Source organism: Rhizobium sp. P38BS-XIX (assembly GCF_012641435.1).
GTDB lineage: Bacteria > Pseudomonadota > Alphaproteobacteria > Rhizobiales > Rhizobiaceae > Rhizobium.
The window spans coordinates 192,979-217,410 of the sequence record NZ_JABAIJ010000007.1 but is presented as its reverse complement, the minus strand read 5'-3'; the positions used below and the strand labels follow the sequence as shown (position 1 = coordinate 217,410).

General features: G+C 60.3%; 19 protein-coding genes. 11 read left to right on the top strand and 8 right to left on the bottom strand.

Features of this window, described 5'->3' with window-relative positions; all coding sequences use genetic code 11:
- The first annotated feature begins 176 nt into the window (after positions 1-176).
- Positions 177-1,193 (top strand): SPFH domain-containing protein, encoded by a 1,017-nt coding sequence (locus tag HGP17_RS22625; RefSeq protein ID WP_168812704.1) that lies wholly within the window; start codon positions 177-179, stop codon positions 1,191-1,193.
- 1 nt (position 1,194) lies between these two features.
- Entirely contained in the window at positions 1,195-1,653 is a 459-nt protein-coding gene (locus HGP17_RS22620; protein ID WP_168812703.1) for an NfeD family protein, read from the top strand.
- Here the strand turns inward: HGP17_RS22620 and HGP17_RS22615 are convergent, their stop codons facing one another.
- Entirely contained in the window at positions 1,654-2,649 is a 996-nt protein-coding gene (locus HGP17_RS22615; RefSeq protein WP_168812702.1) for a KpsF/GutQ family sugar-phosphate isomerase, read from the bottom strand. It lies immediately after the preceding gene.
- Between the two features lie 196 nt (positions 2,650-2,845).
- Between HGP17_RS22615 and HGP17_RS22610 the strand changes: the two genes are divergently transcribed.
- Complete coding sequence (locus HGP17_RS22610; protein ID WP_168812701.1) at positions 2,846-4,366, top strand: outer membrane beta-barrel protein; 1,521 nt, start codon at positions 2,846-2,848, stop codon at positions 4,364-4,366.
- Between the two features lie 106 nt (positions 4,367-4,472).
- Here HGP17_RS22610 and galU read toward each other — a convergent pair whose 3' ends face one another.
- Positions 4,473-5,360: a UTP--glucose-1-phosphate uridylyltransferase GalU gene (galU, locus tag HGP17_RS22605; RefSeq protein WP_168812700.1), complete on the bottom strand. Its 888-nt coding sequence runs from the start codon at positions 5,358-5,360 to the stop codon at positions 4,473-4,475.
- Between the two features lie 202 nt (positions 5,361-5,562).
- Here galU and HGP17_RS22600 point away from each other — a divergent pair, with 202 nt between their 5' ends.
- The 3 genes from HGP17_RS22600 to HGP17_RS22590 all read left to right on the top strand — a co-directional run bounded on the left by HGP17_RS22600 (position 5,563) and on the right by HGP17_RS22590 (position 9,051).
- Complete coding sequence (locus HGP17_RS22600; protein ID WP_168812699.1) at positions 5,563-6,786, top strand: lytic murein transglycosylase; 1,224 nt, start codon at positions 5,563-5,565, stop codon at positions 6,784-6,786.
- A 73-nt stretch (positions 6,787-6,859) separates the two neighbouring features.
- Positions 6,860-8,050 (top strand): DUF459 domain-containing protein, encoded by a 1,191-nt coding sequence (locus tag HGP17_RS22595; protein ID WP_168812698.1) that lies wholly within the window; start codon positions 6,860-6,862, stop codon positions 8,048-8,050.
- A gap of 251 nt (positions 8,051-8,301) precedes the next feature.
- A complete protein-coding gene (locus HGP17_RS22590) occupies positions 8,302-9,051 on the top strand; it encodes an aminoacyl--tRNA ligase-related protein (RefSeq protein ID WP_168812697.1) in 750 nt (249 codons plus the stop codon).
- Positions 9,052-9,107: 56 nt separating this feature from the next.
- Here the strand turns inward: HGP17_RS22590 and HGP17_RS22585 are convergent, their stop codons facing one another.
- Both HGP17_RS22585 and gltB read right to left on the bottom strand, forming a co-directional pair.
- Positions 9,108-10,562 carry a glutamate synthase subunit beta gene (locus HGP17_RS22585; protein ID WP_168812696.1) on the bottom strand — a complete coding sequence of 485 codons (1,455 nt, stop codon included), beginning with the start codon at positions 10,560-10,562 and terminating at the stop codon, positions 9,108-9,110.
- A gap of 175 nt (positions 10,563-10,737) precedes the next feature.
- Positions 10,738-15,462, bottom strand: coding sequence for a glutamate synthase large subunit (gene gltB, locus HGP17_RS22580; RefSeq protein WP_168812695.1), 4,725 nt, complete (start codon positions 15,460-15,462; stop codon positions 10,738-10,740).
- A 564-nt stretch (positions 15,463-16,026) separates the two neighbouring features.
- Between gltB and HGP17_RS22575 the strand changes: the two genes are divergently transcribed.
- On the top strand, positions 16,027-17,073 hold the full coding sequence (locus HGP17_RS22575) for a low specificity L-threonine aldolase (RefSeq protein WP_168812694.1): 1,047 nt from the start codon (positions 16,027-16,029) through the stop codon (positions 17,071-17,073).
- Between the two features lie 62 nt (positions 17,074-17,135).
- On the opposite strand, the gene HGP17_RS22570 is transcribed toward HGP17_RS22575, so the two are convergent.
- Both HGP17_RS22570 and HGP17_RS22565 read right to left on the bottom strand, forming a co-directional pair.
- Positions 17,136-17,273, bottom strand: coding sequence for a hypothetical protein (locus tag HGP17_RS22570; RefSeq protein ID WP_168812693.1), 138 nt, complete (start codon positions 17,271-17,273; stop codon positions 17,136-17,138).
- 188 nt (positions 17,274-17,461) lie between these two features.
- Positions 17,462-18,319 (bottom strand): LysR family transcriptional regulator, encoded by an 858-nt coding sequence (locus HGP17_RS22565; protein ID WP_168812692.1) that lies wholly within the window; start codon positions 18,317-18,319, stop codon positions 17,462-17,464.
- 107 nt (positions 18,320-18,426) lie between these two features.
- Between HGP17_RS22565 and HGP17_RS22560 the strand changes: the two genes are divergently transcribed.
- Positions 18,427-19,446 (top strand): bile acid:sodium symporter family protein, encoded by a 1,020-nt coding sequence (locus HGP17_RS22560; protein ID WP_168812691.1) that lies wholly within the window; start codon positions 18,427-18,429, stop codon positions 19,444-19,446.
- A 112-nt stretch (positions 19,447-19,558) separates the two neighbouring features.
- On the opposite strand, the gene HGP17_RS22555 is transcribed toward HGP17_RS22560, so the two are convergent.
- Positions 19,559-20,023, bottom strand: a complete 465-nt coding sequence (locus HGP17_RS22555; protein ID WP_168812690.1) for an Hsp20 family protein — start codon at positions 20,021-20,023, stop codon at positions 19,559-19,561.
- 349 nt (positions 20,024-20,372) lie between these two features.
- Positions 20,373-20,789 carry a DUF2000 domain-containing protein gene (locus HGP17_RS22550; RefSeq protein WP_168812689.1) on the bottom strand — a complete coding sequence of 139 codons (417 nt, stop codon included), beginning with the start codon at positions 20,787-20,789 and terminating at the stop codon, positions 20,373-20,375.
- A gap of 132 nt (positions 20,790-20,921) precedes the next feature.
- Here HGP17_RS22550 and HGP17_RS22545 point away from each other — a divergent pair, with 132 nt between their 5' ends.
- From HGP17_RS22545 to HGP17_RS22535, 3 genes are all read left to right on the top strand, one after another.
- On the top strand, positions 20,922-21,401 hold the full coding sequence (locus HGP17_RS22545) for an Lrp/AsnC family transcriptional regulator (RefSeq protein WP_168812688.1): 480 nt from the start codon (positions 20,922-20,924) through the stop codon (positions 21,399-21,401).
- Between the two features lie 837 nt (positions 21,402-22,238).
- Positions 22,239-23,306, top strand: coding sequence for a cyclic nucleotide-gated ion channel (locus HGP17_RS22540; RefSeq protein ID WP_168812687.1), 1,068 nt, complete (start codon positions 22,239-22,241; stop codon positions 23,304-23,306).
- Between the two features lie 132 nt (positions 23,307-23,438).
- Positions 23,439-24,413 carry an alpha/beta hydrolase gene (locus HGP17_RS22535; protein WP_168812889.1) on the top strand — a complete coding sequence of 325 codons (975 nt, stop codon included), beginning with the start codon at positions 23,439-23,441 and terminating at the stop codon, positions 24,411-24,413.
- Positions 24,414-24,432: the final 19 nt, after the last annotated feature.

The window sequence follows — 24,432 nt, the reverse complement described above, 5'->3', positions numbered from 1 at the left end:
TGTATTTCCAGGAGCGCAACGGACTTTCAGACGACCCATTCCTCCCTTGCTGAGAACATGCTAACCCACCACATCTGATTGAGCGGCCGTTCTGCGTATTCGAGCGAAACGCGGGCAATGCGGTGGTGGTGTGGGACGCAAGAACCGTGTCGCGGGAAGTGTCGATGGAGGAATTCATGGTAGTCGGTGGTTTCAGCATCTTCGTGGTCGCCCTGGTGGTTCTGGTCATCCTGGTGCTGTTTGCAGGGATCAAGACGGTGCCACAGGGATACCGTTACACCGTCCAGCGTTTCGGCCGCTATATCCGCACCCTGGAGCCCGGCCTGAACCTGATCGTGCCGTTCATCGAGACGATCGGCATGCGCATGAATGTGATGGAGCAGGTCCTGGCCGTGCCGACGCAGGAAGTCATCACCAAGGACAATGCCAGCATCTCCGCCGATGCCGTGGCCTTCTTCCAGGTGCTGAATGCCGCGCAGGCCGCCTACCAGATCACCAATCTCGAAAGCGCGATCCTCAATCTCACCAAGACGAACATCCGTTCAGTGATGGGTTCGATGGATCTCGACGAGCTGCTTTCCAACCGCGACGCCATCAACGAGCGGCTGCTGCGCGTCGTCGATGAAGCGGTCGAGCCCTGGGGCATCAAGGTGACGCGCGTCGAGATCAAGGATATCCAGCCGCCGAAGGATCTCGTCGACGCCATGGGGCGTCAGATGAAGGCCGAGCGTGAAAAGCGCGCGCAGGTTCTCGAAGCCGAAGGCCTGCGCAACGCGCAGATCTTGCGCGCGGAAGGCGCCAAGCAGGCAGCCGTGCTGCAGGCGGAAGGCCAGCGCGAGGCCGCTTTCCGTAACGCCGAAGCCCGCGAACGTCTGGCGGAAGCCGAAGCCAAGGCGACGCGCATGGTTTCCGAGGCCATTGCCGAAGGCAACGTGCAGGCGATCAACTATTTCGTTGCGCAAAAATACACCGAAGCTCTGACGACGATCGGCTCGGCTAACAATTCGAAGATCGTGCTGATGCCGATGGAGGCAAGCTCGCTGATCGGCTCGCTTGGCGGCATCGGCGCCATTGCTCGCGAAGTCTTCGGCGACAATGGCGACGGCAATGGCTCACCGCAATCTCCTCGCCCGCGCACCGGCACCGTCCGCACCACGCCTTCGGTCAACCCGCTGACACCGCGGGAGAGCTGAGATGTTCGACAATCTCATGGTGGAACTCGGGCCTTGGGCTTGGTGGCTGCTTGGATTGGCGCTGCTGGCCGCCGAATTGATTGTGCCGGGCGTCTTCCTTGTCTGGATCGGCCTGGGCGCCATCGTCGTCGGCGCGTTGTCGCTGCTATTTTGGGATAACGCCTTCTGGGTCTGGCAGCTGCAGGGGCTGGTCTTTGCCGCCGCCTCGGTCATCGCCATCCTGATCGGGCGCCGCTATCTCTACAACAACAACCAGGTAACCGACGAACCCTTCCTGAACCAGCGCAGTGCCAGCCTCGTCGGACGCACGGCAACGCTCGACCAGCCCATTACCGAAGGTCGGGGACGAATTCGTCTCAACGATACCTATTGGACAGTCAACGGGCCGGACCTGCCGATCGGCACCCGCGTCAAGGTCGTGTCCAGCAACGGTCGCGAACTGACGGTCGAGCCCGTCTGATCAGGCGACGCCGATCCGCAGCAGATCGTGGAAATGGACGATGCCGATCGGACGACGGGCTTCGTCGACGACGATCAGCGCCGAAATATTATGACGGTTGAGAACCGCCATCGCGCTGGTGGCGAGCGTGGTTTCCTTCACGGTCTTCGGATTGCGCGTCATCATCTCGTCGACCCGCATCTCGGCGAGGCTGGTGCCCAGATTTCGAGCAATATCGCCATCCGTGACGATGCCGCAAAGGCAGCCGTCGTCATCGATGACACCGACGCAGCCGAACCGCATCTCCGCGAGCGTCATGACGGCTTCCCGCATGCCCGTACCAAGCTTGACCAGGGGAACCCGGTCGCCCTTATGCATAATATCGGTAACGTGAGAGAGGCTGGCGCCCAGCTTGCCGCCGGGATGGAAGGTGCGGAAATCCTCGGCGGTAAAACCACGCGCCTCGAGCAGGGCAACGGTCAGCGCATCGCCGATCGCAAGCTGCAGAAGCGTCGAGGTGGTCGGCGCCAGTCCATGCGGGCAGGCTTCCTGTTCCTTGGGAAGCAGCAGGACGACATCGGACTCGCGCGCAAGCGTCGAGCTTTCGCCAGAGGTGATGGCGATCATCGGGATGGAAAAACGACGGGAATAGCTGATGATGCCACGCAGCTCGGCACTCTCGCCACCCCAGGATATGGCGACGATGACATCATCCTGCGTGATCATACCGAGATCGCCGTGATTGGCTTCGACGGGATGCACGAAAAAGGACGGTGTTCCGGTTGAGGCCAGGCTAGCCGCGAGCTTGTTGCCGATATGGCCGCTTTTGCCGACGCCGGTAATGATCACCCGACCGCTGATATCGCCGATGATCTCGACAGCGCGGCTGAAAGGGCCGGCCAGACCGCTGGCCAATGCACGCTCCAGCGCCTCAAGGCCCCGTCTTTCCGTCTCGATCGTCCGCATCGCGGATTCGATCGCCCCGTTCTCGATCAGTCTGACAGCTCTCTTGTTCATCAGCGAGGCCTAACGCTTTTCTACAAATCTGTCCACCAAAGATCGACTTATGCAGCCAGCACCAGCCTATGACCTGCTGCGATAATATTCTCGATCCCGGCCATGCTGCAGCCCTTTGGCAACCAAGCGTTAACCACACGGCTTTACACTTGAGTAAGGATTTAGCGCATTTCCAGTAAGGTCAGATAAAGACAAAATGAGCATCGGCAAGAACAAGGCGGGTAACACGACCCTCCGGCTGACGGCATGGGCGACATCCGCCGCGCTGGGCTGGAGCGTCCTACTCGCCGTTCCGATGTCAGCAAACGCGCAATCATTGCGACCAGAACAGACCCTTGACGATCCGCTTGCCACGCCGGGTGCAACGACCGATCCGGACGCGACACCCGCCGCGACCGATGCGCAACAAGCCACGCCTGCCGCAAACCAGACATCGACAAGCGATACGGATGCGCAGCCGAACATGCGTCTGCGCCTGGGCGGTGTCGATCCGACGACCACCGGCTCGACGCTCGATGACGACATGCGCCGCGTCAACCTGCCGCAAACCACCGTCGATGGCCTGAGAACGCGCCAGCATCCGGATCGTGAGGATGCCCAGGGCATTCCGCTCGGAACATTCACGCTGCGTCCATCCGTCAATCAGTCGATCAATATCGAGCGCGATCGCACCGGCTCCGTCGAAGACAACCGCTCTTTCCTGCAAACCGATTTCCGCAGCACCCTAACATCGGATTGGGATCGCCACGCGCTGACGATTACCGGCGAAGGCGTCTGGCAGCGGAACATCAGCGGCACGGGCGAAGAGAAGCCAACGATCAACCTCAATGCCGACCTGCGGCTTGATCTGCCTGCCAACACCACGGCTCATGTCCTTGCCGGCTACCAATTCTACCGCGAAGACACTAGCGACCCGAACGCGATCGCAGGCGCCTCGAAGCAATCGGCCGTCAATCAATTCACGACGGGTCTCTCGCTGGAGCGCGATTTCGGCGTGCTGCGCGGCAGCACGGCCGTTGCCCTGACGCGAACCGTCTACTCCGATGCGGTGCTTTCTGACGGAACGCAGGTCACACTTAGCGATCGTGACCAAACGGCAGGCACGTGGCGCGGCCGCATCGGCTACGAGCTGTCGCCGGCGATCATTCCTTTCGTGGAAGTCGACCTCGGCCGTGCTGTCTATGACGAGACGCGCGACAGCAATGGATATGCCCGCTCGAACCAAAGCTATGGCGGCAAGGGCGGCATCGAGCTCGATCTCGGCGAGAAGCTCAAGGGCGAAATCGGCCTCGGCTACCAGCATACGGAATTCGACGATGCCCGCCTCGGCTCGATCGATTCGCCGACGATCGACGGCAATCTCGCATGGTCTCCGCAGCGCGGCACCGATGTCAGCATCGGTCTTTCGACCACGGTGCAGCCATCGACGACACCGGGCCTCAGCGGCTACAGCGCCTACCAGCTCACGAGCACCATCAGCCACCAGCTTCGCGACGACCTGACCGCGAAGTTCACCGGCGGAACGATCTGGCGCGATTACCCGTCAAACAGCAGCGCTTCCGACGAAACGGAATATGATGCGGCCCTCGGATTGATCTGGGGCGTCAATCGCTATGTCGACCTGACGGGCAATGTCGGCTACCAGCTGACCACCCGAAAAACCGGCGACGACACACGCCAGCTGCAGGCCGGCGTCGGCTTGACCGTAAAGCGGTAATTATCAAGCAAGCAACATGGGCACGACCAAAGGCCAAGCGCCCCCTGAAACGAAACAAGGCCCGGCATAAGCCAGGCCTTGAAAAACTGCGCGAAAATTCGAGAGCCTATTTCAGGGCTGCGACCAGCGCCTTCAACTCGTTCTCGATCGTCGGGCGGATATCCGCGCGCGCCAGCGAGAACGCGACGTTGGCGAGGATGAAGCCATCCTTGGCGCCACAGTCGAACGTCTGGCCCTGGAAGTGATAACCAGCAAAGTCCTGCTTCTGCGCCAGCTTCAACATGCCGTCGGTCAGCTGGATTTCGTTACCGGCACCGCGCTCCTGGCTTTCCAGGATGCGGAAGATTTCAGGCTGCAGGATGTAGCGGCCATTGATGAAGAAGTTGGACGGAGCCGTGCCCTTGGCAGGCTTTTCGACCATTTCCGTGATGCGGAAGCCGTTGCCGATCGTCTCACCGACGCCGACGATACCGTACTTGTGGGTCTGATCCGGCGCGCACTCCTCGACAGCGATGACGTTGCCGCCGCTATGTTCGTAAAGCTCGATCATGCCCTTCATGCAGCCCTTTTCGGCGCTCATGACCATATCGGGCAGAAGAAGCGCGAAGGGCTCGTCGCCGACGATTTCGCGGGCGCACCAGACGGCGTGTCCGAGACCGAGCGGCTCCTGTTGACGCGTGAAGCTCGCGGTGCCGGCCTTCGGCAAAAGACCGTTCAACAGCGACAGTTCAGCATTCTTGTTGCGCTGACGCAGCGTATGCTCAAGTTCGAACTGAATGTCGAAATAGTCTTCGATGACGTGCTTGCTGCGACCCGTGACGAACACGAAATGCTCGATGCCGGCTTCCATCGCCTCGTCGACGACATACTGGATGACCGGCTTGTCCACGACGGTCAGCATCTCCTTCGGCACCGCCTTGGTCGCCGGCAAGAACCGCGTCCCTAGACCTGCGACTGGAAATACTGCCTTACGAACCTTCTTATGCTGTCCCACTCATACCTCCTGGGTATCAAATCGCTGGCACCAGGCCATTCTAATGGTCACTAGATTAAATTTGCTACTGTTTTGCAAATAATGACTGGCAGCCGCTTCCATGGTAAAGAATTTGTTGACTTCATTCCCGTAGTGTCACGCATGGGCGAGCGCTATCCGCGTCGCCGCACCGAAATCCAACACTTGATGGACAAGGATGTAGATGACTCCAAACCGCAAAAACTCCCTTCGTGGTCTCGCTCTGGCGCTCGCGCTCAGTGCCTTCGCGGGACTCGCTCCCGTTAACGCCAATGCTGACCCTGGGTTCCAGAAATGGATTGCGGGCTTCTACACGACTGCCGCCAAGAGCGGCATTACGCAATCGACCTATCGCAATGCATTTGCCGGCGTGACGGACCCCGACCCCACGGTCCTTGAAAAGGCGCAGTACCAACCGGAATTCAAGTCCCAGATCTGGGATTACCTCGACTCCCGTGTGAATCCATATACCGTGGAAATTGGCCGGAAGATGGCCGTCAAATACGGCTCCACGCTGCGCACGCTCGAGCAGCACTTCGGCGTCGACCGCAATATCATGCTCGCCATCTGGTCGATGGAATCGAATTACGGCGCGGTTCTCGCCAAGAACGACCGCCTTCACTACGTGCCCCGCGCGCTGGCCACACTTGCCTATGCTGACCCGAAACGGGCCAACTATGCCAAGAAGCAGCTCATCGCAGCGCTGAAGATCCTGCAGAAGGGCGATATCTCGCGCAAGGACCTGAATGGCTCCTGGGCCGGCGCCATGGGTCACACGCAGTTTATTCCTAGCAGTTACCTGCTCTATGCCGTCGATGCCGATGGCACCGGCCATGCCGATATCTGGAATTCCATTCCGGACGCCTTGGCCACGACAGCCAATCTGCTTGCCAAGAACGGATGGGATACCGGGCGCACCTGGGGCTACGAAGTCGTCGTTCCGCCCGGCGGCGGAGCCCAGGCCGGCAAGACCCACACGATCGCGCAGTGGGCAGCGCTCGGCTTCGTGCGCCCCAATGGCAAGGGCTTTCGCATGACCTCCGACCGCGCCCAGCTGAAGATGCTCGGCGGCCCTGACGGCCCGGGCTTCCTGATGACGGGCAACTTCTTCACCGTGAAGCGCTACAACGCCTCCGACAGCTATGCCCTGGCAGTCGGCTTGCTTGCGGATCAGATTGCCGGCTATGGCGGCATGCAGCAGTCATGGCCGCGCCCAAGCGGCGCGCTCGACGTCAAACAGAAGTTCGAGCTGCAGACGCGCCTGAAGGAACTCGGCTATTATGACGGCGTCGTCGACGGCAACTTCGGATCGGGCTCGAAGGCTGCGATATCGGCGGTTCAGCAGCGCATGGGCCTGGACGCGGATGGCGAACCGTCGATGAACCTGCTCAAGGCGTTGCGCAAGTAGGCGGCCGCACCAACGAAGCCTGGCCGCCGGGCGAACTTGCCTGCGGCCATGGGATCGTGAGCGAAAAGAAGCGATGACAAAACCACCTGCGCGCACGTTCACGGCAACAATGAAGGCTCTTGCAACGGCCTTCATTGCCTGCGTTATGACGTTCGGCTGGCTGCTGCAACCGGCCGAAGCGCAGGAACGGCCGCGCCGGACGTTGTTCGACATGCTGTTCGGCAACCGCGAGCCCGATTATCCCGATCAGTCTTCCGAGCAACCGCCGCCCCGCCGAAAAGTGCAGCCCCGCAAACGGCCGACACCGCCGCCACGCCAGCCCGTCGTTCAACCCGACACGCCGCCGCCGGCGGAAAAACTGCAGGACGCCAAGACAATCCTCGTCGTTGGCGATTTTCTGGCTAGCGGTCTTGCGACCGGGCTGGAAGACGCATTTTCCACCTCCCCCGGCGTCGTCATTCAATCGCGCGGCAACGTCGCCTCGGGCCTCGTCCGGCAGGATTACTACAACTGGCCGCAGCAACTGACCGGCATGATGGACCAGCTGAAACCGGCCATGGTCGTCGTGATGATCGGCGCCAATGATCGCCAGCAGATCATCGGTGATGGCCTTAACGAGAAATACGGCACCGACCCGTGGTTCCTTGCTTACGAGGAACGTGTGCAGCAAATCGCCAAGCTGGTGACGAGCCGCCATATCCCGCTGCTCTGGGTCGGCCTGCCGTCCTTCGGCTCGGACCAACTGACAGCCAGCGCCGTCAAGCTCAATCAGATCTATCAAAGCCAGACGACGAGCGTCGGCGGCGAATTCATCGACATATGGGACGGCTTTACCGATCAGAACGGCGAATTCATTGTCACCGGCTCCGATATCAACGGCCAGCAGGTACGGCTCAGAACCGCCGACGGCGTCAATTTCACCGCGGCGGGCAAGCGCAAGGTCGCCTTTTATCTCGAAAAGCCCGCACGGAGATTGCTGGGCGACCAAGCAAGTCCTGATATCACTCGCCTGGATACCGGCAATCCACTGCCGGCGCAGCAGGCGAGCCTGCCCGGCGCGGAGCCGGAAAAAATCACCCGGACACCGCCAATCAGCCTGTCCGACCCGGATCTCGACGGCGGCGCCCAGCTTCTGGGCGGCGCGCCCGCCCCGGCCGCGACCGCGCCTTCGCCACGCGATCTTCTGGTCGAAAAAGGCCAGATGGATCCGGCGCCCACCGGCCGCGTGGACGACTATCGACTGCCGAAGACCGCGACACCCTGATAGCCGTGAGCTCAAGCCGGCACCGGCGTTTGACAAGACGGCGTTGCGCTCCTAGAAAAACGGCATGATCACCAACCGCGCAGATCATATGGATCATGACCGCACCTGCCTGCAGGTTGCGATTTCGCGCGCTTTCTCCGGCCGAGGTCTCCGCGTCCAGTCGTGACGGCCGGAGGCGTTGATGCGTCCGGCAGCGGCTGGACGTAAAGCCCTTCCCCCCAAATATCAACGTTGCCCATGGAGAATGGCACGTGCTCAATATCTATAACGTCAATTCGCTCGTTCATTGGGAAGAGCGGGACATCCGGCTGCGGGACGATCTCACTCGCTTCTTCTCGGACGAGGTCCGCAGCTTCCTGCGATCCGTCAATCCGGCCTGGGATGTTCGCAGGGTTGAAGCTCCGACCCTGATGCCACGCAACCTCGTCTCAGATGCTTATTCCAATGAAGACATATGGGTCCAGGGACAACTGTCGGAGACGGATACTGAACTGGTACTGCGGCCGGAGACCACGCCCTCGACCTACATCTATATGCAGCATCTTCTGGGCAATCACTCCAGAACACGCCTGCCATTGTGCGTCTGGCAGGCCGGCAAATCCTATCGCCGCGAGCAGGAACAGGCGACCAAGCATGTCAGGCTCAAGGAATTCTGGCAGCTCGAGTTCCAATGCGCTTTTACCGCCGATAGCGGTAATGATTACCATGCGGCATGCCTGGAGCCGGTTCGTCGCATGATCGGATCGGTCGTTCATTTGCCCACAAGAGTGGTTCCCTCGGATCGCCTGCCTGCTTATTCCGAGGTCACAATGGACATCGAGGTCGAAAATGGCGACAAATGGATGGAGGTCTGCTCGATCTCGAAACGTACGGATTTCCCGCAGCGCTATCGCAGCCAGGCGAAGAAGGGACCGGCGATAGATCATGACGTCACGGTGCTCGAGATCGCTATCGGGCTCGACCGCTGCATCTATAACTGGACCATCGCCGCCAGCAGATAAAAGAAAGGCCGGGTTCATGACGAACCCGGCCTTTCCAAAAGAATATACGTTTGGGCTTAGCGCGGCAGAACCGTCGAGCCCATCAAGGTCTCGTCGATGGCGCGCGCAGCTTGACGTCCCTCACGGATCGCCCAGACGACAAGTGACTGGCCACGGCGGACGTCGCCGGCGGTCCACAGCTTGTCGACCGAGGTCTTGTAGTCCTTTTCGTTGGCAACGACGTTCGTCGAGCCGCGGCGATCCGTATTCAGCGTCAGCTTGCCGTCGAGCTCCTTGAGCACGCTGTCGGTGAACGGGCCGCGGAAGCCGATGGCGATGAAGGCGAGATCAGCGCGGATGACGAATTCCGTGCCGGCGATCGGCTTGCGGCGATCGTCGACTTCGCAGCACTTCACGCCGGTCAGCATGCCGTCTTCGCCGATGAACTCGAGCGTTGCGACCTGGAATTCGCGAACCGCACCCTCGGCCTGCGACGAGGAGGTGCGCATCTTCGTTGCCCAGAAAGGCCAGACGGCCAGCTTGTCTTCCTTTTCCGGCGGCTGCGGACGGATGTCGAGCTGGGTAACCTTCACGGCACCCTGGCGGAATGCCGTGCCGACGCAGTCGGACGCGGTATCGCCGCCGCCGACGACGACGATATGCTTGCCGCCGGCAAGGATCGGGTCGGCCGGCCAGCCGACGCTGTCGATGCTTTCGCGGCCGACGCGGCGGTTCTGCTGAACGAGATACGGCATGGCGTCGTGAACGCCGGCAAGGTCGACGCCGGGAATGCCGGCTTCGCGCGGAGTTTCCGAACCGCCGCAATAAAGCACGGCATCATGGTCGGCCAGAAGCTGCTCGATTTTGACGTCGACGCCGACATTGACGCCATAATGGAAGGTGACGCCTTCGCCCTTCATCTGCTCGACACGGCGGTCGATGAAGTTCTTCTCCATCTTGAAGTCCGGAATGCCATAGCGCAGCAGGCCGCCGGCCTTGCTCTCGCGCTCGTAGACATGAACTTCATGACCGGCGCGGCCGAGCTGCTGCGCTGCCGCCATGCCGGCTGGGCCGGAACCGATGATCGCGACCTTCTTGCCGGTGTGCACGGTTGCCGGCTGCGGCCGGATGAAGCCGAGCTCATACGCCTTGTCTGCAATCGCCTGTTCGACAGTCTTGATGGCGACCGGCGCATCCTCCAGGTTCAGCGTGCAGGCCTCCTCGCAAGGTGCGGGGCAGACGCGGCCGGTGAATTCCGGGAAGTTGTTGGTCGAATGAAGGTTGCGGATCGCCTCTTCCCAGTTGTTGTTATAGACGAGGTCGTTCCAATCCGGGATCTGGTTGTGCACCGGGCAGCCGGTCGGGCCGTGGCAATAGGGAATGCCACAGTCCATGCAGCGAGCTGCCTGCTTCTGCACTTCCGGGTCCGACATGGGGATCGTGAATTCACGGAAATGCCGGATGCGATCCGACGCGGGCTGATACTTGCCGACCTGACGGTCGATTTCCAAGAAACCTGTTACCTTGCCCATGCTTTCGTTTCCTCACTCAAAAAGTGGAGCTCATGGCTCCCGTGCCTGAGGGTTATCTCGATGTCCCCGTGCGGCACTCTAAATCAAATCCGATTCCGCTATTCGACAGTTGCGATCGCCATGGCGGCAGCCGCAATGCGAGGCGAAACCCTCGACTGGCCAAAGCAGGGGCGGATTACTCCGCCGCCACGCTCATGCGGCTACGCTCCATTTCCTCAAGGGCGCGGCGGTATTCGACCGGCATGACCTTGCGGAATTTCGGGCGATAGTCTGCCCAGTGATCGAGGATCTCCTTGGCTCGCGTCGAGCCCGTATAGTGGAAATGGTTCGAAATCAGCTGGAAGAGACGCTCTTCATCGTGACGCGTCATGTCATCCGAGACGTCGACACGTCCCTTGTGCATGATGTCGCCGCCGTGATGATGCAGCTTCTCCAGCAGTTCGTCCTCTTCGGGAACCGGTTCCAGTTCGACCATGGCCATGTTGCAGCGACGGGCGAAATCGCCCTTCTCGTCGAGTACATATGCCACGCCACCCGACATGCCGGCTGCGAAGTTGCGGCCGGTTTCGCCGAGAACGACGACAACGCCGCCGGTCATGTACTCGCAACCATGGTCGCCAACGCCTTCGACGACGGCGATCGCGCCGGAGTTTCTGACCGCGAAGCGCTCGCCCGCGACACCGCGGAAGTAGCACTCGCCCTCGGTCGCACCATAAAGCACGGTGTTGCCGACGATGATCGAATTCTCAGCGACGATCTTCGAATTCTCCGGCGGACGGATGATGATGCGGCCGCCCGAAAGACCCTTGCCGACATAGTCGTTACCATCGCCGACAAGGTTGAAGGTAATGCCCCGCGCCAGGAACGCCGCGAACGACTGACCGGCGGTTCCCTTCAGGGTGACGCTGATCGTGTCATCCTTCAGGCCGCGATGGCCGTATCGCTTGGCAACTGCGCCCGAAAGCATGGCGCCGGCCGAACGGTCGACGTTCTTGATATCGACTTCGAAGGCCACCGGCGTTTTGGAAGCAAGCGCCGGCTCCGCCTTCTCGATCATCTTGCGGTCGAGAATGTCGTCGATCGGATGCTTCTGCACGGTCGTCCAGTAGGTCTCTTCCTTTGGCGCATCGACCTTGTGGAAGATACGGCTGAAATCGAGCCCCTTGGCCTTCCAGTGCGCGAGCATCTCGTCCTTTTCCAGAAGCTCGGAAGCGCCGATGATGTCGTCCAGCTTGGCAGCGCCGAGCGAAGCGAGGATCTCGCGTACTTCTTCGGCCACGAAGAAGAAGTAGTTGATGACATGCTCCGGCGTGCCCTTGAAGCGCTTGCGCAGGACCGGATCCTGGGTGGCGACGCCAACCGGACAGGTGTTGAGATGGCATTTGCGCATCATGATGCAGCCTGCCGCGATCAGCGGTGCGGTGGCAAAGCCGAACTCGTCAGCGCCCAGCAGCGCACCGACAATGACGTCGCGACCGGTCTTCAGACCGCCGTCGACCTGCAGGGCGATGCGAGAACGCAGTCCGTTCAGCACCAGCGTCTGCTGCGTCTCGGCAAGACCGATTTCCCAAGGCGAACCGGCATGCTTCAGCGAGGTCAGCGGCGACGCGCCTGTACCACCATCATAGCCCGAAACGGTGATGTGATCGGCGCGCGCCTTGGCGACGCCGGCGGCAACCGTGCCGACGCCGACTTCCGAGACGAGCTTGACCGAGACATCAGAGGTCGGGTTGACGTTCTTCAGGTCGTAGATCAGCTGCGCCAGATCTTCGATCGAATAGATGTCATGGTGCGGCGGCGGCGAAATCAGGCCGACGCCCGGCGTGGAATGCCGGGTCTTGGCAACGGTCGCGTCGACCTTGTGGCCGGGCAGCTGACCGCCTTCACCGGGCTTGGCGCCCTGCGCGACCTTGATCTGCAGCACGTCGGCATTGACCAGATATTCGGTCGTGACGCCGAAGCGGCCCGAGGCGATCTGCTTGATGGCGGAGCGTTCCGGATTTGCCGAACCGTCGAAGAGCGGCATGTAGCGGTCGGATTCTTCGCCGCCTTCGCCGGTGTTCGACTTGCCGCCGATGCGGTTCATGGCGATCGCCAGCGTCGTATGCGCCTCGCGGCTGATGGAGCCGAAGGACATGGCGCCGGTCGAGAAGCGCTTGACGATATCGGCGGCCGGTTCGACTTCATCGATCGAGATCGGCTTGCGGCCGAGCGCTTCCGCGCCCTTGATCGTGAAGAGACCACGGATGGTGTTCATCCGAAGCGACGATTCATTGACCATTTCGGCGAATTCGCGATAGCGATCTTCGGCATTGCCGCGCACGGCGTGCTGAAGCGCCGCTACGGCATCCGGCGTCCAGGCGTGGCTCTCGCCACGCATGCGGAAGGCATATTCGCCACCGATGTCGAGATTGCTCGTCAGCAGCGGGTCGCGCCCGAAGGCGGACTTGTGGCGAGCAACAGTCTCTTCGGCGATGGTGTCGAGACCGATACCTTCGATCATCGTCGCGGTGCCGAAGAAGTACTTGTCGACCAGTTCCTGCTGCAGGCCGATCGCATCGAAGATCTGCGCGCCGCAATAGGACTGATAGGTCGAGATGCCCATCTTCGACATGACCTTGAGGATGCCCTTACCCACGGCCTTGATGTAGCGGTAGACGACCTCGGTCGCGTCCACTTCCTTCGGGAACTCGCCGCGCTGATGCATGTCGAGCAGCGTATCGAAGGCGAGATACGGGTTGATCGCTTCCGCGCCATAACCTGCCAGCAGGCAGAAATGATGCACTTCGCGCGGCTCGCCGGTTTCTACCACGATGCCGACCGAGGTACGCAGGCCCTTGCGGATCAGGTGATGGTGCACGGCCGCCGTCGCCAGCAGCGCCGGGATCGCGATGCGGTCCGGTCCGATCTGACGGTCGGACAGCACGATGATGTTGTAGCCGCCGCGAACGGCCGCTTCCGCACGCTCGCAGAGACGATCGAGCATTTCCGGCATGCCTTCGGCACCGCGTTCGACATCATAGGTGAAGTCGAGCGTCTTGGTGTCGAAGCGGTCTTCGGTATGACCGATCGAGCGGATCTTTTCGAGGTCGCCGTTGGTCAGGATCGGCTGGCGCACTTCCAGACGCTTGGCGTTGGCCATGCCGGTATGATCGAGCAGGTTCGGGCGCGGGCCGATGAACGAGACAAGGCTCATGACGAGCTCTTCGCGGATCGGGTCGATCGGCGGGTTCGTCACCTGCGCGAAGTTCTGCTTGAAGTAGGTGTAAAGCAGCTTCTGCTTGTCGGACATGGCCGAGATCGGCGTATCCGTGCCCATGGAACCGACAGCCTCCTGCCCGGTCGTCGCCATCGGCGACATCAGCAGCTTGGTGTCTTCGGTCGTGTAGCCGAAAGCCTGCTGGCGGTCGAGCAGCGATACGTCGCGACGCAGCGCGCGCGGTACTACCGGCTTCAGGTCTTCAAGGATCAGCTGCGTGCGGTTCAGCCAGCTGCGATAGGGATGCTTGCCAGAGAGCTCCGACTTCACCTCGTCGTCGGAGATGATGCGGCCCTTTTCCATATCGATGAGCAGCATCTTGCCCGGCTGCAGGCGCCACTTCTGGATGATCTTTTCTTCATCGACGGGCAGAACGCCGGCTTCGGACGCCATGATGATGCGATCGTCGCTGGTGACGAGATAGCGGGCCGGACGCAGGCCGTTACGATCGAGCGTCGCGCCGATCTGCTTGCCATCGGTGAAGGCAACGGCGGCCGGGCCATCCCACGGCTCCATCAGCGCTGCATGATACTCGTAGAATGCCTTGCGCTCGGCAGCCATCAGCTGATTGCCGGCCCAGGCCTCCGGGATAAGCATCATCATGGCATGCGCCAGCGAGTATCCGCCGCGCACGAGGAACTCGAGCGCGTTGTCGAAACAGGCCGTGTCCGACTGACCTTCATAGGAGATGGGCCAGAGCTTGGAGATATCGTCGCCGAACAGGGGAGACGAGACCGACGCCTGGCGCGCCGCCATCCAGTTGACGTTGCCGCGCAGCGTGTTGATTTCGCCGTTATGCGCGACCATGCGGTACGGATGCGCCAGCTTCCACGACGGGAACGTGTTGGTCGAGAAACGCTGGTGCACGAGGGCAACCGCCGTTTCGAACCGCGGATCGGACAGGTCCTTATAATAGGCGCCCACCTGATAAGCGAGGAACATGCCCTTGTAGACGATGGTCGAGCTCGACAGCGAGACCGGGTAGAAGCTGCTCTCTTCGCCTTCATATTCCGCATAGATACGGTTTGAAATCACCTTGCGCAGGGTGAAGAGACGACGCTCGAACTCCTCGTTCGTGCCGGCATCACGACCGGCGCCGATGAAGACCTGCACATGATGCGGCTCGGTGGCAGCGATATCAGGCGCCTTCGACAGCGAGGAGTTATCGACAGGCACGTCACGGAAGCCGAGCAGAACCTGGCCTTCCTCGGTAACGACCTGCTTGATGGCGGTCTTGAAGTGCTCGATCAGCGCCTCGTCGCGCGGCAGAAAGAAGTGACCGACGCCATATTCGCCGGCCTTCGGCAGGATCACGCCCTGCTTGGCCATCTCTTCGCGGAAGAAACGATCGGGGATCTGCACTAGAATGCCCGCGCCGTCACCCATCAACGGGTCGGCGCCGACGGCACCGCGATGCGTCAGGTTTTCGAGAATGAACAGGCCATCGCGCACGATCTGGTGCGACTTCTGGCCCTTCATATGCGCGACGAAGCCGACACCGCAGGCGTCATGTTCATTGCGCGGATCGTACAGGCCCTGTTTCGGCGGGATGCCGACAGCGCGTTTCGATGTTTTGGCCGTGGCGGCAGCATTCACTGCAGCGGTCTGGTCAAAACTCGTGGACGTCGTCCTGTTCGTCATCGTCTTCCCTCCGGTAAGGCCCGCGTCGCGGGCGATCCTTCGTCCCGCGCGGTCCGTTTCCGGCGCCGACGCGCGACAGCTCTGTTGCCTTGTGAAGATCCGGCCGCGAACCATGGCGCCATGTGGAGCCCGTCGTCAGCGTTCCGCGCCTTGCTATTCCACCGCCGCATCGCCCACAGCCTCGAAGGCTTGAACGGACGTGCTCCCGGTGACTATAGCTTGAAATCCCGACAGCGTCAGGACCCTCCAGCGCATCTTCGGCCTTGGTGGCCAAAATAGGACAGCAACCCTGTCCTAATTCATCAGCTCTATGCCAGAAAGCTCAGGCCTTCGCAAGAGCAAAACGGCAAAATTTCGTCAACGAAAGACGGAAGATTGCCTTTGTTGCATAAATCGAGCAATAAAGTTTCGCTACGGCGCATCATTTTATTTGTTGATTGCGTAGATCAATTTCTGTGATGGATCCTTCAAGTTCATGCACTTGATAGGTTTTTGCATTGGCATAATGTCCTGCCGATCCTATTTATCACGCCTTAACTCACTCTCTTTGATTGGTGCATTTCCATGTTCTTTGCCTCCGATAATTGGGCCGGCGCCCACTCCAAGATCGCCGAACGTCTTCTTGCCGAGTCTGGAGGCTTTGCCACCGCATACGGCTTGAGCGACCTTGACCAGCAGGTCGAAGCCAAATTCAGCGAGGTTTTCGAACGCGAGGTTGCCGTCTTCTTCGTGGCAACCGGTTCTGCCGCCAATTCTCTGTCACTGGCCAGCGTCCAGAAGCCGGGTGGCATCACCTTTTGTCATAGCGAGGCGCATGTCGCCGAAGACGAATGCGGCTCGCCGGACTTCTTCAGTTCTGCACGTCTCGCGACGGTCAAGGGATCGGCCGGCAAGATCGATCCTCAAGCGCTTGCCGCCAAGATCGCCCGCTTTCCGCAGGATGCCGTACACCACGGCCGTGCCGCCGCTGTGACAATCACGCAGGCGACGGAAATCGGCACCGTCTATTCGCTCGCGGAGATCGATGCCGTCGCCTCCGTCGCCAAGACTGCCGGCCTGCCGCTGCATATGGACGGCGCACGCTTTGCCAACGCCCTTGTCGCTCTCGGCGCGACCCCGGCCGAGATGACATGGAAGCGCGGCGTCGACATTCTGTCTTTCGGCGGCACCAAGAACGGCTGCTGGTGCGCCGAGGCGATCGTCTTCTTCGATCCGGAGAAGGCAAAGGAAATGCACTTCATCCGTAAGCGCGCCGCCCAGCTCTTCTCGAAGTCGCGCTTCATCGCCGCTCAGTTCGATGGCTATTTCCAGGATGGTCTTTGGCTCGATCTCGCCCGCCACTCCAACGGCATGGCCGACCGCCTGCGCACCGGCCTCGAGAAGGCTCCGGGTACGCGTTTGGCCTGGCCGACCACATCGAACGAAGTCTTCGCCATCATCCCGAAATCCGCGTCCAAGGCCGCCGAAGACAAGGGTGCGAAGTTCTACGAGTGGCCGATTCCGGAATCGCAGCCGGAACTGGTCGGTGAAGGCGAAACACTGATCCGCCTGGTCACCAGCTTCGCTACGACCGAGGCTGACGTGACGAACTTCCTCGCCTGCCTGGCGTAACGACATGGGAAAGCGCCGCAGCCGGCATCAGGGCCATGCGGCGCTTGCGCATTTTCGGCAGGTCAGTTCAAATTGCGGTGGATGAACATCGCCGAATTAGACAGATCGCCGCGGCTAAATGCCGGAGCACGGTGAACGATCATCGTCATCGCCATGACGCAGGCAACAAGGCCGGAAATGAAGACGGCACCATAAGTCATCGAGACGGAATTCCCCGCGCAGTTCACCAATCGTGAAGCAAGCTAGCATCGCAAGCTGACTCCGGCCTGAAGCGCGAAAGAATGCGACGAGACACGCCAAAAGGGAAACATCAGCCGGCGAAACAAGATGTTGTCCTACCCCAATGTTGCGACGATGTTTTTTAACAGCGCCACTGAGATGACCGCCATCAGGCAGCCCTCGGCCCTCTCACCTTCGCAAGGATATCGTCCGAAAGCGCCTTCACGATCAGCTGGTCTGCGCCCTTGCGCGGCACCAGCACGAATTCCACGTCTTCCAATGCCGGCAGCCAGCCGGGCGCTATTTCCGTCAAACCGGCCGGCGCCATACTTTTGGGCTGCACCAGTACGCCCATCCCGGCGCGGGTTGCCGCCATCAGACCGCTGAGGCTGCCGCAAGTGCAGACGATGCGCCACGGCATCTGCTGGCGACGCAACGCCTCCAAGGCAACCGCGCGCGTGACGCTCGGTGCCGGAAAGGCGATCAGCGGCAGCGGGCCTGCAAGCCTGCGAATACGATCCGGGTCACGCGCCAGCCAGACCAGCGGCTCGCGATAGACGAGCGTGCCCCTGACGTCGCCGAGCCGACGCTTGGCAAGCACCAGATCGAGATCGCCATTATCCTGCATTTCATAAAGCGTCCCGCTGAGCGCGACCGTCAGCTCCAGATCGACGGACGGATGCGAAAGGACGAATTCCTCCAGTACATCCGGAAGCTGGCTGGTGACGAAATCCTCGGAAACGCCGAGCCGCAGATTGCCGCGCAGGCTGTTGCCGGCGAAAAGCTGCCGCACCTCGCCTTCGATTGACAGCATCTGCCGCGCATGGCCGAGCAGCGCCTCCCCATCGCCGGTCAGCACGACACGGTGCGTATCGCGTGCCAGCAGCTTGCGCCCCAGCTCCGTTTCCAGCCGCTGTATATGCTGGCTGACGGTCGATTGCCCCAGACCGAGCCGCTCGGCTGCCAGCGTGAAGCTGCCCATCTGCTCGACGGCAACAAAGCTGCGCAATTGCGTCAGATCCAGCATTACTTATCCTATATCACGATAACTGTTATTCCTTGCATCGTGGATCACAATAGGTCTATCTGCAAGGATTATTCACTGAGACTTGTAATGCGATTGGGGTAGGCACGATGCGCCGCTTTCTTCCAGATACCTTCACCATGCTATTGGTGCTGACCGTCATCACGGCATCCTTCTTTCCGGTTCAGGGAGCGAGCGCCCGCTACTTCGGCATAGCGACCAATTTTGCCATCGGCCTGCTGTTCTTTCTGCACGGCGCGCGACTGTCGCGCGATGTGGTCATCGCCGGCATGCTGCACTGGCGCCTGCATCTCGTGATACTTTTGACGACCTTCGGCATCTTCCCGCTGCTGGTGCTGGTGATCGGCCATATTCTTCCCGAGAGCGTCCTGCCGGTATCGCTCTATACCGGCTTGCTGTTCCTGAGCGTGCTGCCCTCGACGGTGCAGTCCTCCATCGCCTTCACGTCGATTGCCGGCGGCAATGTGCCGGCCGCCATCTGCTCGGCTTCGGCATCGAACATCTTTGGCATGTTCCTCACACCATTGCTCGTCGGCGCCCTCTTCTCGGTCGGCGGTCAGGGGGGCGGTTTCTCCTGGGACGTCCTGTGGCAGATCATGCTGCAGCTGCTCGCTCCCTTCATCGCCGGTCAGCTGCTGCAGCCGTGGATCGGAAACTGGATCCGCTCGAAGAAGACGCTGCTGATGCCGGTCGATCGCGGCTCGATCCTCATGGTCGTCTATTCGGCTTTCAGCGAGGCCGTGGTCGAAGGCCTGTGGCACACGCTCTCGCTGGTCGATATCGCGACCATCATCGTCGCCAATATGGTACTTCTGGCGATGGTACTTTGCATCACTATGTTCGGCAGCCGTGCGCTTGGCTTCTCCAAGGCCGACGAGATCACCATCACCTTCTGCGGCTCGAAAAAGTCGCTGGCGAGCGGCGTGCCGATGGCAAACGTCATTTTCGCCGGCCAGGGCATCGGTGCCATCGTGCTGCCGCTCATGCTGTTCCATCAGATCCAGTTGATGACCTGCGCGGTACTCGCCCAGAAATATGCGGATGCGGCAAAGCGGCGGGAAGCAGCCAAGACGGCGGCAAAAACCAGTGAGGCGCCCAACGCAGCCTGAGACATCTGGACAAACAGGTCAAAACAAAAGCGGCGCCCCGATGGGGCGCCGCTTTTTGATCTTGGGAGGATCAAAATCGATGGCGATGTTGCATCGCCATCGATCGCATTTCTTAGTTTACGCGAGCTTCGATAGCTTTCGGAGCTTCCACCTGCTCAGCCGCGATGGAGATGCGGCGGGGCTTCATGGCTTCCGGAATGTTGCGCAGCAGATCGATGTGCAGCAAACCATTCTTCAGGGAAGCAGCCTGGACCTCGACATGGTCGGCGAGCTGGAAGCGGCGCTCGAAAGCACGCTTGGCGATGCCGCGATAGAGATATTCGCTGGCCTCGGCCGGCTCATCGCTCTTTTCGCCCTTGACGTGGAGCACGTGGGCATGAGCCTCGATGCTCAGTTCCGTTTCGTCGAAACCGGCAACGGCCATGGTGATACGGTAAGTGTTCTCACCGGTCCGCTCGATGTTGTAGGGCGGATAGGTCTGAGCCTGATCCGGCTGGGCAAGGCTGTCGAGCATGGTGAACAAACGGTCGAAACCGACGGTGGAACGATAAAGGGGAGAGAAGTCTACGTGACGCATGGAGTCCTCCTGTGAGCGACGATTGCGATTCTGATCTTGTCCCATGACCCCACTTCTGGCGGTCTCGGGACGGTTCAGCAGGCCCGTTTGGCACCCGCAGGATTGAGATGGGGATCGCTTTTCCGGAGTTCAAGACCCCGCCGGATCACTTGGATTTCGATCATGAGATCGCGTGAACCGCAGATGAATACATGGTTCGGAGATCGTTCAGACTGGTGGATCTATCAATTACACCATCGGATACACCATCATCCGATGACTGAAGTGTATCGTCCCTTCTTCTTCAGTCTTGCTCGGCCGGCGACGCGGACCTCTCTATCCCGCAAGCCGGCCCTTTTCTTTGTGAGCATCACCGCAGCAACTTCAACGACCCCGTCAGCGACTTAACCCACTTCGACGGGCCGGCTATGCCAAGGCCATCGATCACCTCGCCAGCGAGATCGCGATCCGGAAAGGCTGTTTCGTATTCCCTGTAGTCATGCAACGATCTTGCGAAGGCCGGAAATGGCACGATCGCCTGCTCGCCTTGCTGTGCGAGGGCCTTGAGCAACAGCGCCGTGATGGCCTCCGCGTCGGCCTGCAGCATCGGGACAGGCAGATTCGAGCTGATGTCGATCGTGCGCCCTTCCCTGTCACTCAATTGCCGCGCGGCAAGAGCGGGAAAGCGCGCGCCCAGCCCGATTGCAATGGCCGCAGCGGTGTTGGCGATCAACCCCAGCGGCAAAGCCGGATTGATGACGATGGCGAGACGAATATCGGGGAGCATGGAGTTCCTGTTGGATTGTCATTGCACGCCGACAAGACTATCCCCGATCCCCAGAGCACTCTTACCTTTCATTGCCCATAATTTATAAAATATGGTAGAGCCTACCTAATTTCATCATAATTGAGGCCACATATGCCCACAGCGCTTGAACCCCTAGACATGAAAATCCTCGGCGCCCTGCAGAAAGACGGCCGCCTGACGAACCAGGCGCTTTCCTCGGAGGTCGGCCTCTCGACGTCTCCCTGCTGGCGGCGTGTGCGCCAACTGGAGGAAACCGGTGTCATCCAGGGATACACGGCAACGCTGGACAGGCGTCAGATCGGCCTCGGTGTCCTCGCCTTCATCAGGGTAAAGATCGATAGCCATAGCGAAGCCGAAGCCGAAGAATTCTCGCGCGATGTCCTAAAGCTGAGCGAGGTCGTCGCCTGCTACAGCATTGCCGGCGACGCCGACTTTTTGTTGCAAGTGGTCGCCGCCGATCTCGACAGCTACGCGGATTTCGCCATGGCCGTCGTGCGGCGCCTGCCGCGCATCAAGGAGATGCAGACGACTTTCGTTTTAAAGGAAATCAAGCCCTTCAAGGGACTGCCGTTGGATGTCACGCAGCGATAAAGGCCCAGGACGTGGGAAACTGGGTACCATATGACGCTTGTCGCTGATCATGCCGAGAAAAACAAGATCTATTGGACCCAGTAACATCTCGTGCTGCCTCATAATTACCGCAACCGGAATAGTCGGCGGCGATTCCAAAGAATGTCCAAAGTATGGAACCCAGATTTTCGCGGCAGCCGGCGCGACAAATGCAGCGATAGGAATTGCTTAACCTGTCAGACAAAGGGAAGTATGTTGCGATTGCGCAAAAAAATGGAGAACATGAATGCATCATTTGAAGGAGGATGGGGAACCTCGCCGAATGCATCCCGATCTTCGTGGAGCAATAGCTAGATTTTCACTTTGGCTTGCTAATGGTTCTGTCGGATACCCACTCCTTGAGGGCATCGATTACTCTCAGGTGCTGCATGAACCTAGCGCGGTGGAAACGCTTTTCACCATTTTTACAAACAACATGGAGTTAAGCGAGGAAGGAGCCCCTTTGAATTCCCGATACTGCGAGGAGCGTGCCGCTCAATGGCTTCGTGAGTATTGTGACGCTGACTATGTAGTTGATCCACCATGGGCGGATCATGAACATGAACCGCATTGGCCACCCGTTTTAGAGAACGCACCGGACTGGCAATCTCGGTAACTATGACTCCTACGGTTTCTCAATCGAAAATTCACCAGGATGCGCCTCACACGCCTATCGGATCGGTTTGCGTGCAACGCACGCTGTGACTTTGTCAACACAGCCTCGTCAACACTTGCTTGCCGTGCATTCCCTGTGAGCCCTTTACGTTTCAAGCGAGGGGATCCTATTCTGGGAGAGTGGCGAGCCAGTTAGGGTATTGAATGTCGGCGCTTTCTTTCTCGAAGATTTCCGCATCGCTGAATGCGCTGCTCGCCGCAATCGGTCTGCTGACCGTGGCGGCACTGACGACGCCCGATATGAGCGGACAGACCAGGTTGATTCTGGAAGTCCTGCTTGCCGGTGTCTGGGCTGCCTATGTCCTCCAATTGATCGAGACGCTGTTCATGCAGCGGACCAGAGAGGCTCGTGGCAGCGCGCTCGAAACCACAGTCGATGTGCTTGCGGTTCTGGTCCCCATGGTCGCATTCCTTTTCGTCCGCGGGCGTGACCAGAGCCTCTTTTGCGCCGTCTGGCTGCTGAAGCCTCTGCGCGGCTCGACTTTTTTCCGGCTGTTAGGCAGGGTCCTGAGCAAGGAAGCGCGCAACCTGATCGGCGTCACCTCGATCTTCTGCATCGTTCTGTTCGGCGCGGCACTCGCCGCCTACATCATCGAGCGCGACGCCCAGCCCGACAAGTTCGGCAGCATCCCGCTGGCCATGTGGTGGGCGGTGGTTACGCTTTCGACGACAGGCTATGGCGACGAAATTCCGCAAAGTTTCGCCGGTCGTATACTCGCCGGGCTGGTCATGATGAGTGGCATCGGCATCTTTGCGCTCTGGGCCGGTATCCTCGCCACGGGTTTCTACGAAGAGGTTCGCCGCCAGGATTTCGTGCGCAACTGGCAGCTGGTTGCAGGCGTGCCGCTGTTCCAGAAACTCGGTTCAGGTGCACTCATCGAGATCGTCAGAGCGCTGAGACCTCGTGTCGTGCCGGCCGGCGGCATTATCTGCCGCAAGGGTGATGCCGGTGACCAGATGTATTTCATCGTCGAGGGCCGCGTCAGCGTCGCCACACCGAGCCCCGTGGAGCTCGGCACCGGCAGCTTCTTCGGCGAGATGGCGCTGATCAGCGGCGAACCGCGCTCGGCAACCGTCAGCGCGGCAACCGAAGTCTCGCTGCTGTCGCTCTATTCGTCGGATTTCCAGATGCTATCCAGCAGCAGCCCGGAAATCGCCGACATCATCCGCAGAACCGCGCTCGAACGGCGCGGTGGGACGCCGAAGACCTGATGAAGACATGTTTGGAAATGTCCTGGGCATCGGATAGTCGGGCTCAAGCACAACCAACAAACCTGTTGCAATTCCCCCAGCCTGCGCTATCCCCTAAAGGTGAGCCATTTGTCAGCGAGGCGTGACATCGTCATGGATTCGGTCCTCTATTCCACGCCAGACAATCCGGTGCCGGACAACCGCACCGAGGGTTTCTTTGAAAGCTTCGATGGGCGCAAGCTGCGCTATGCCGTATTTCGCTGCGAGCAACCGGTCGCCAAGGGCACGGTCGTTCTGCTGCAGGGCCGCAACGAATTCATCGAAAAATACTTCGAGACGATTCGCGATCTCACAGCCAAGGGGCTTTGGGTGGCAACCTTCGATCTTCGCGGTCAGGGTGGTTCAGAACGACTGCTGAAGGATCCGTTGCGCGGCCATGTCAGCCGCTTCTCCGACTATGAGCGGGATCTGACGGCTTTCCTCGACAAGATCGTCCTGCCGGATACCCGCCTGCCCTTCTTCCTGCTGGCGCATTCGACCGGCGCATTGATCGCCATGTCTGCGGCGCCGGGGCTTGGAAGCCGCATCGAACGCATGGTGCTGTCAGCACCCTTCATCGGCTTGACCGGTCACGGCGCCTCCCCAGGCCTGATCCGCTTTCTGTCCGGTGCCATCAGCACTGTCGGGCTCGGGCGGATGCAGTTCAGCAAGAAGTTCAAGGAAAGATCGTTCGCGGAGAATCCGTTGACGACCGATGAGCAGCGCTATCGGCGCAATATCGGTGTCGGCACGAGCTATCCGCAGCTTTGCCTGGGGCCGCCGACGGCTCGCTGGCTATCGCAGGCATTCCGGACGATCGAGCGCGTCAACCGACCGGAGCACCTGTTCTCTATTCCCATTCCCACGGTTCTGATCGCACCGACGCGGGATGGCGTGGTGCCCTACGCCGATCAGGAGCGGATATCCCGCTATTTCCGAGCCGCGCAGCTTGTGCCGGTTCACGGCTCGAAGCATGAGATTCTGCAGGAGCGCGACATCTATCGCAATCAGGCACTCGCGGCGATCCACGCCTTCATCCCCGGCAGCGACGCGGAAACCAATGCTTACGAGATTGAAGCCGAAGCTTGAGGAAAACGCCGGCCGGCCT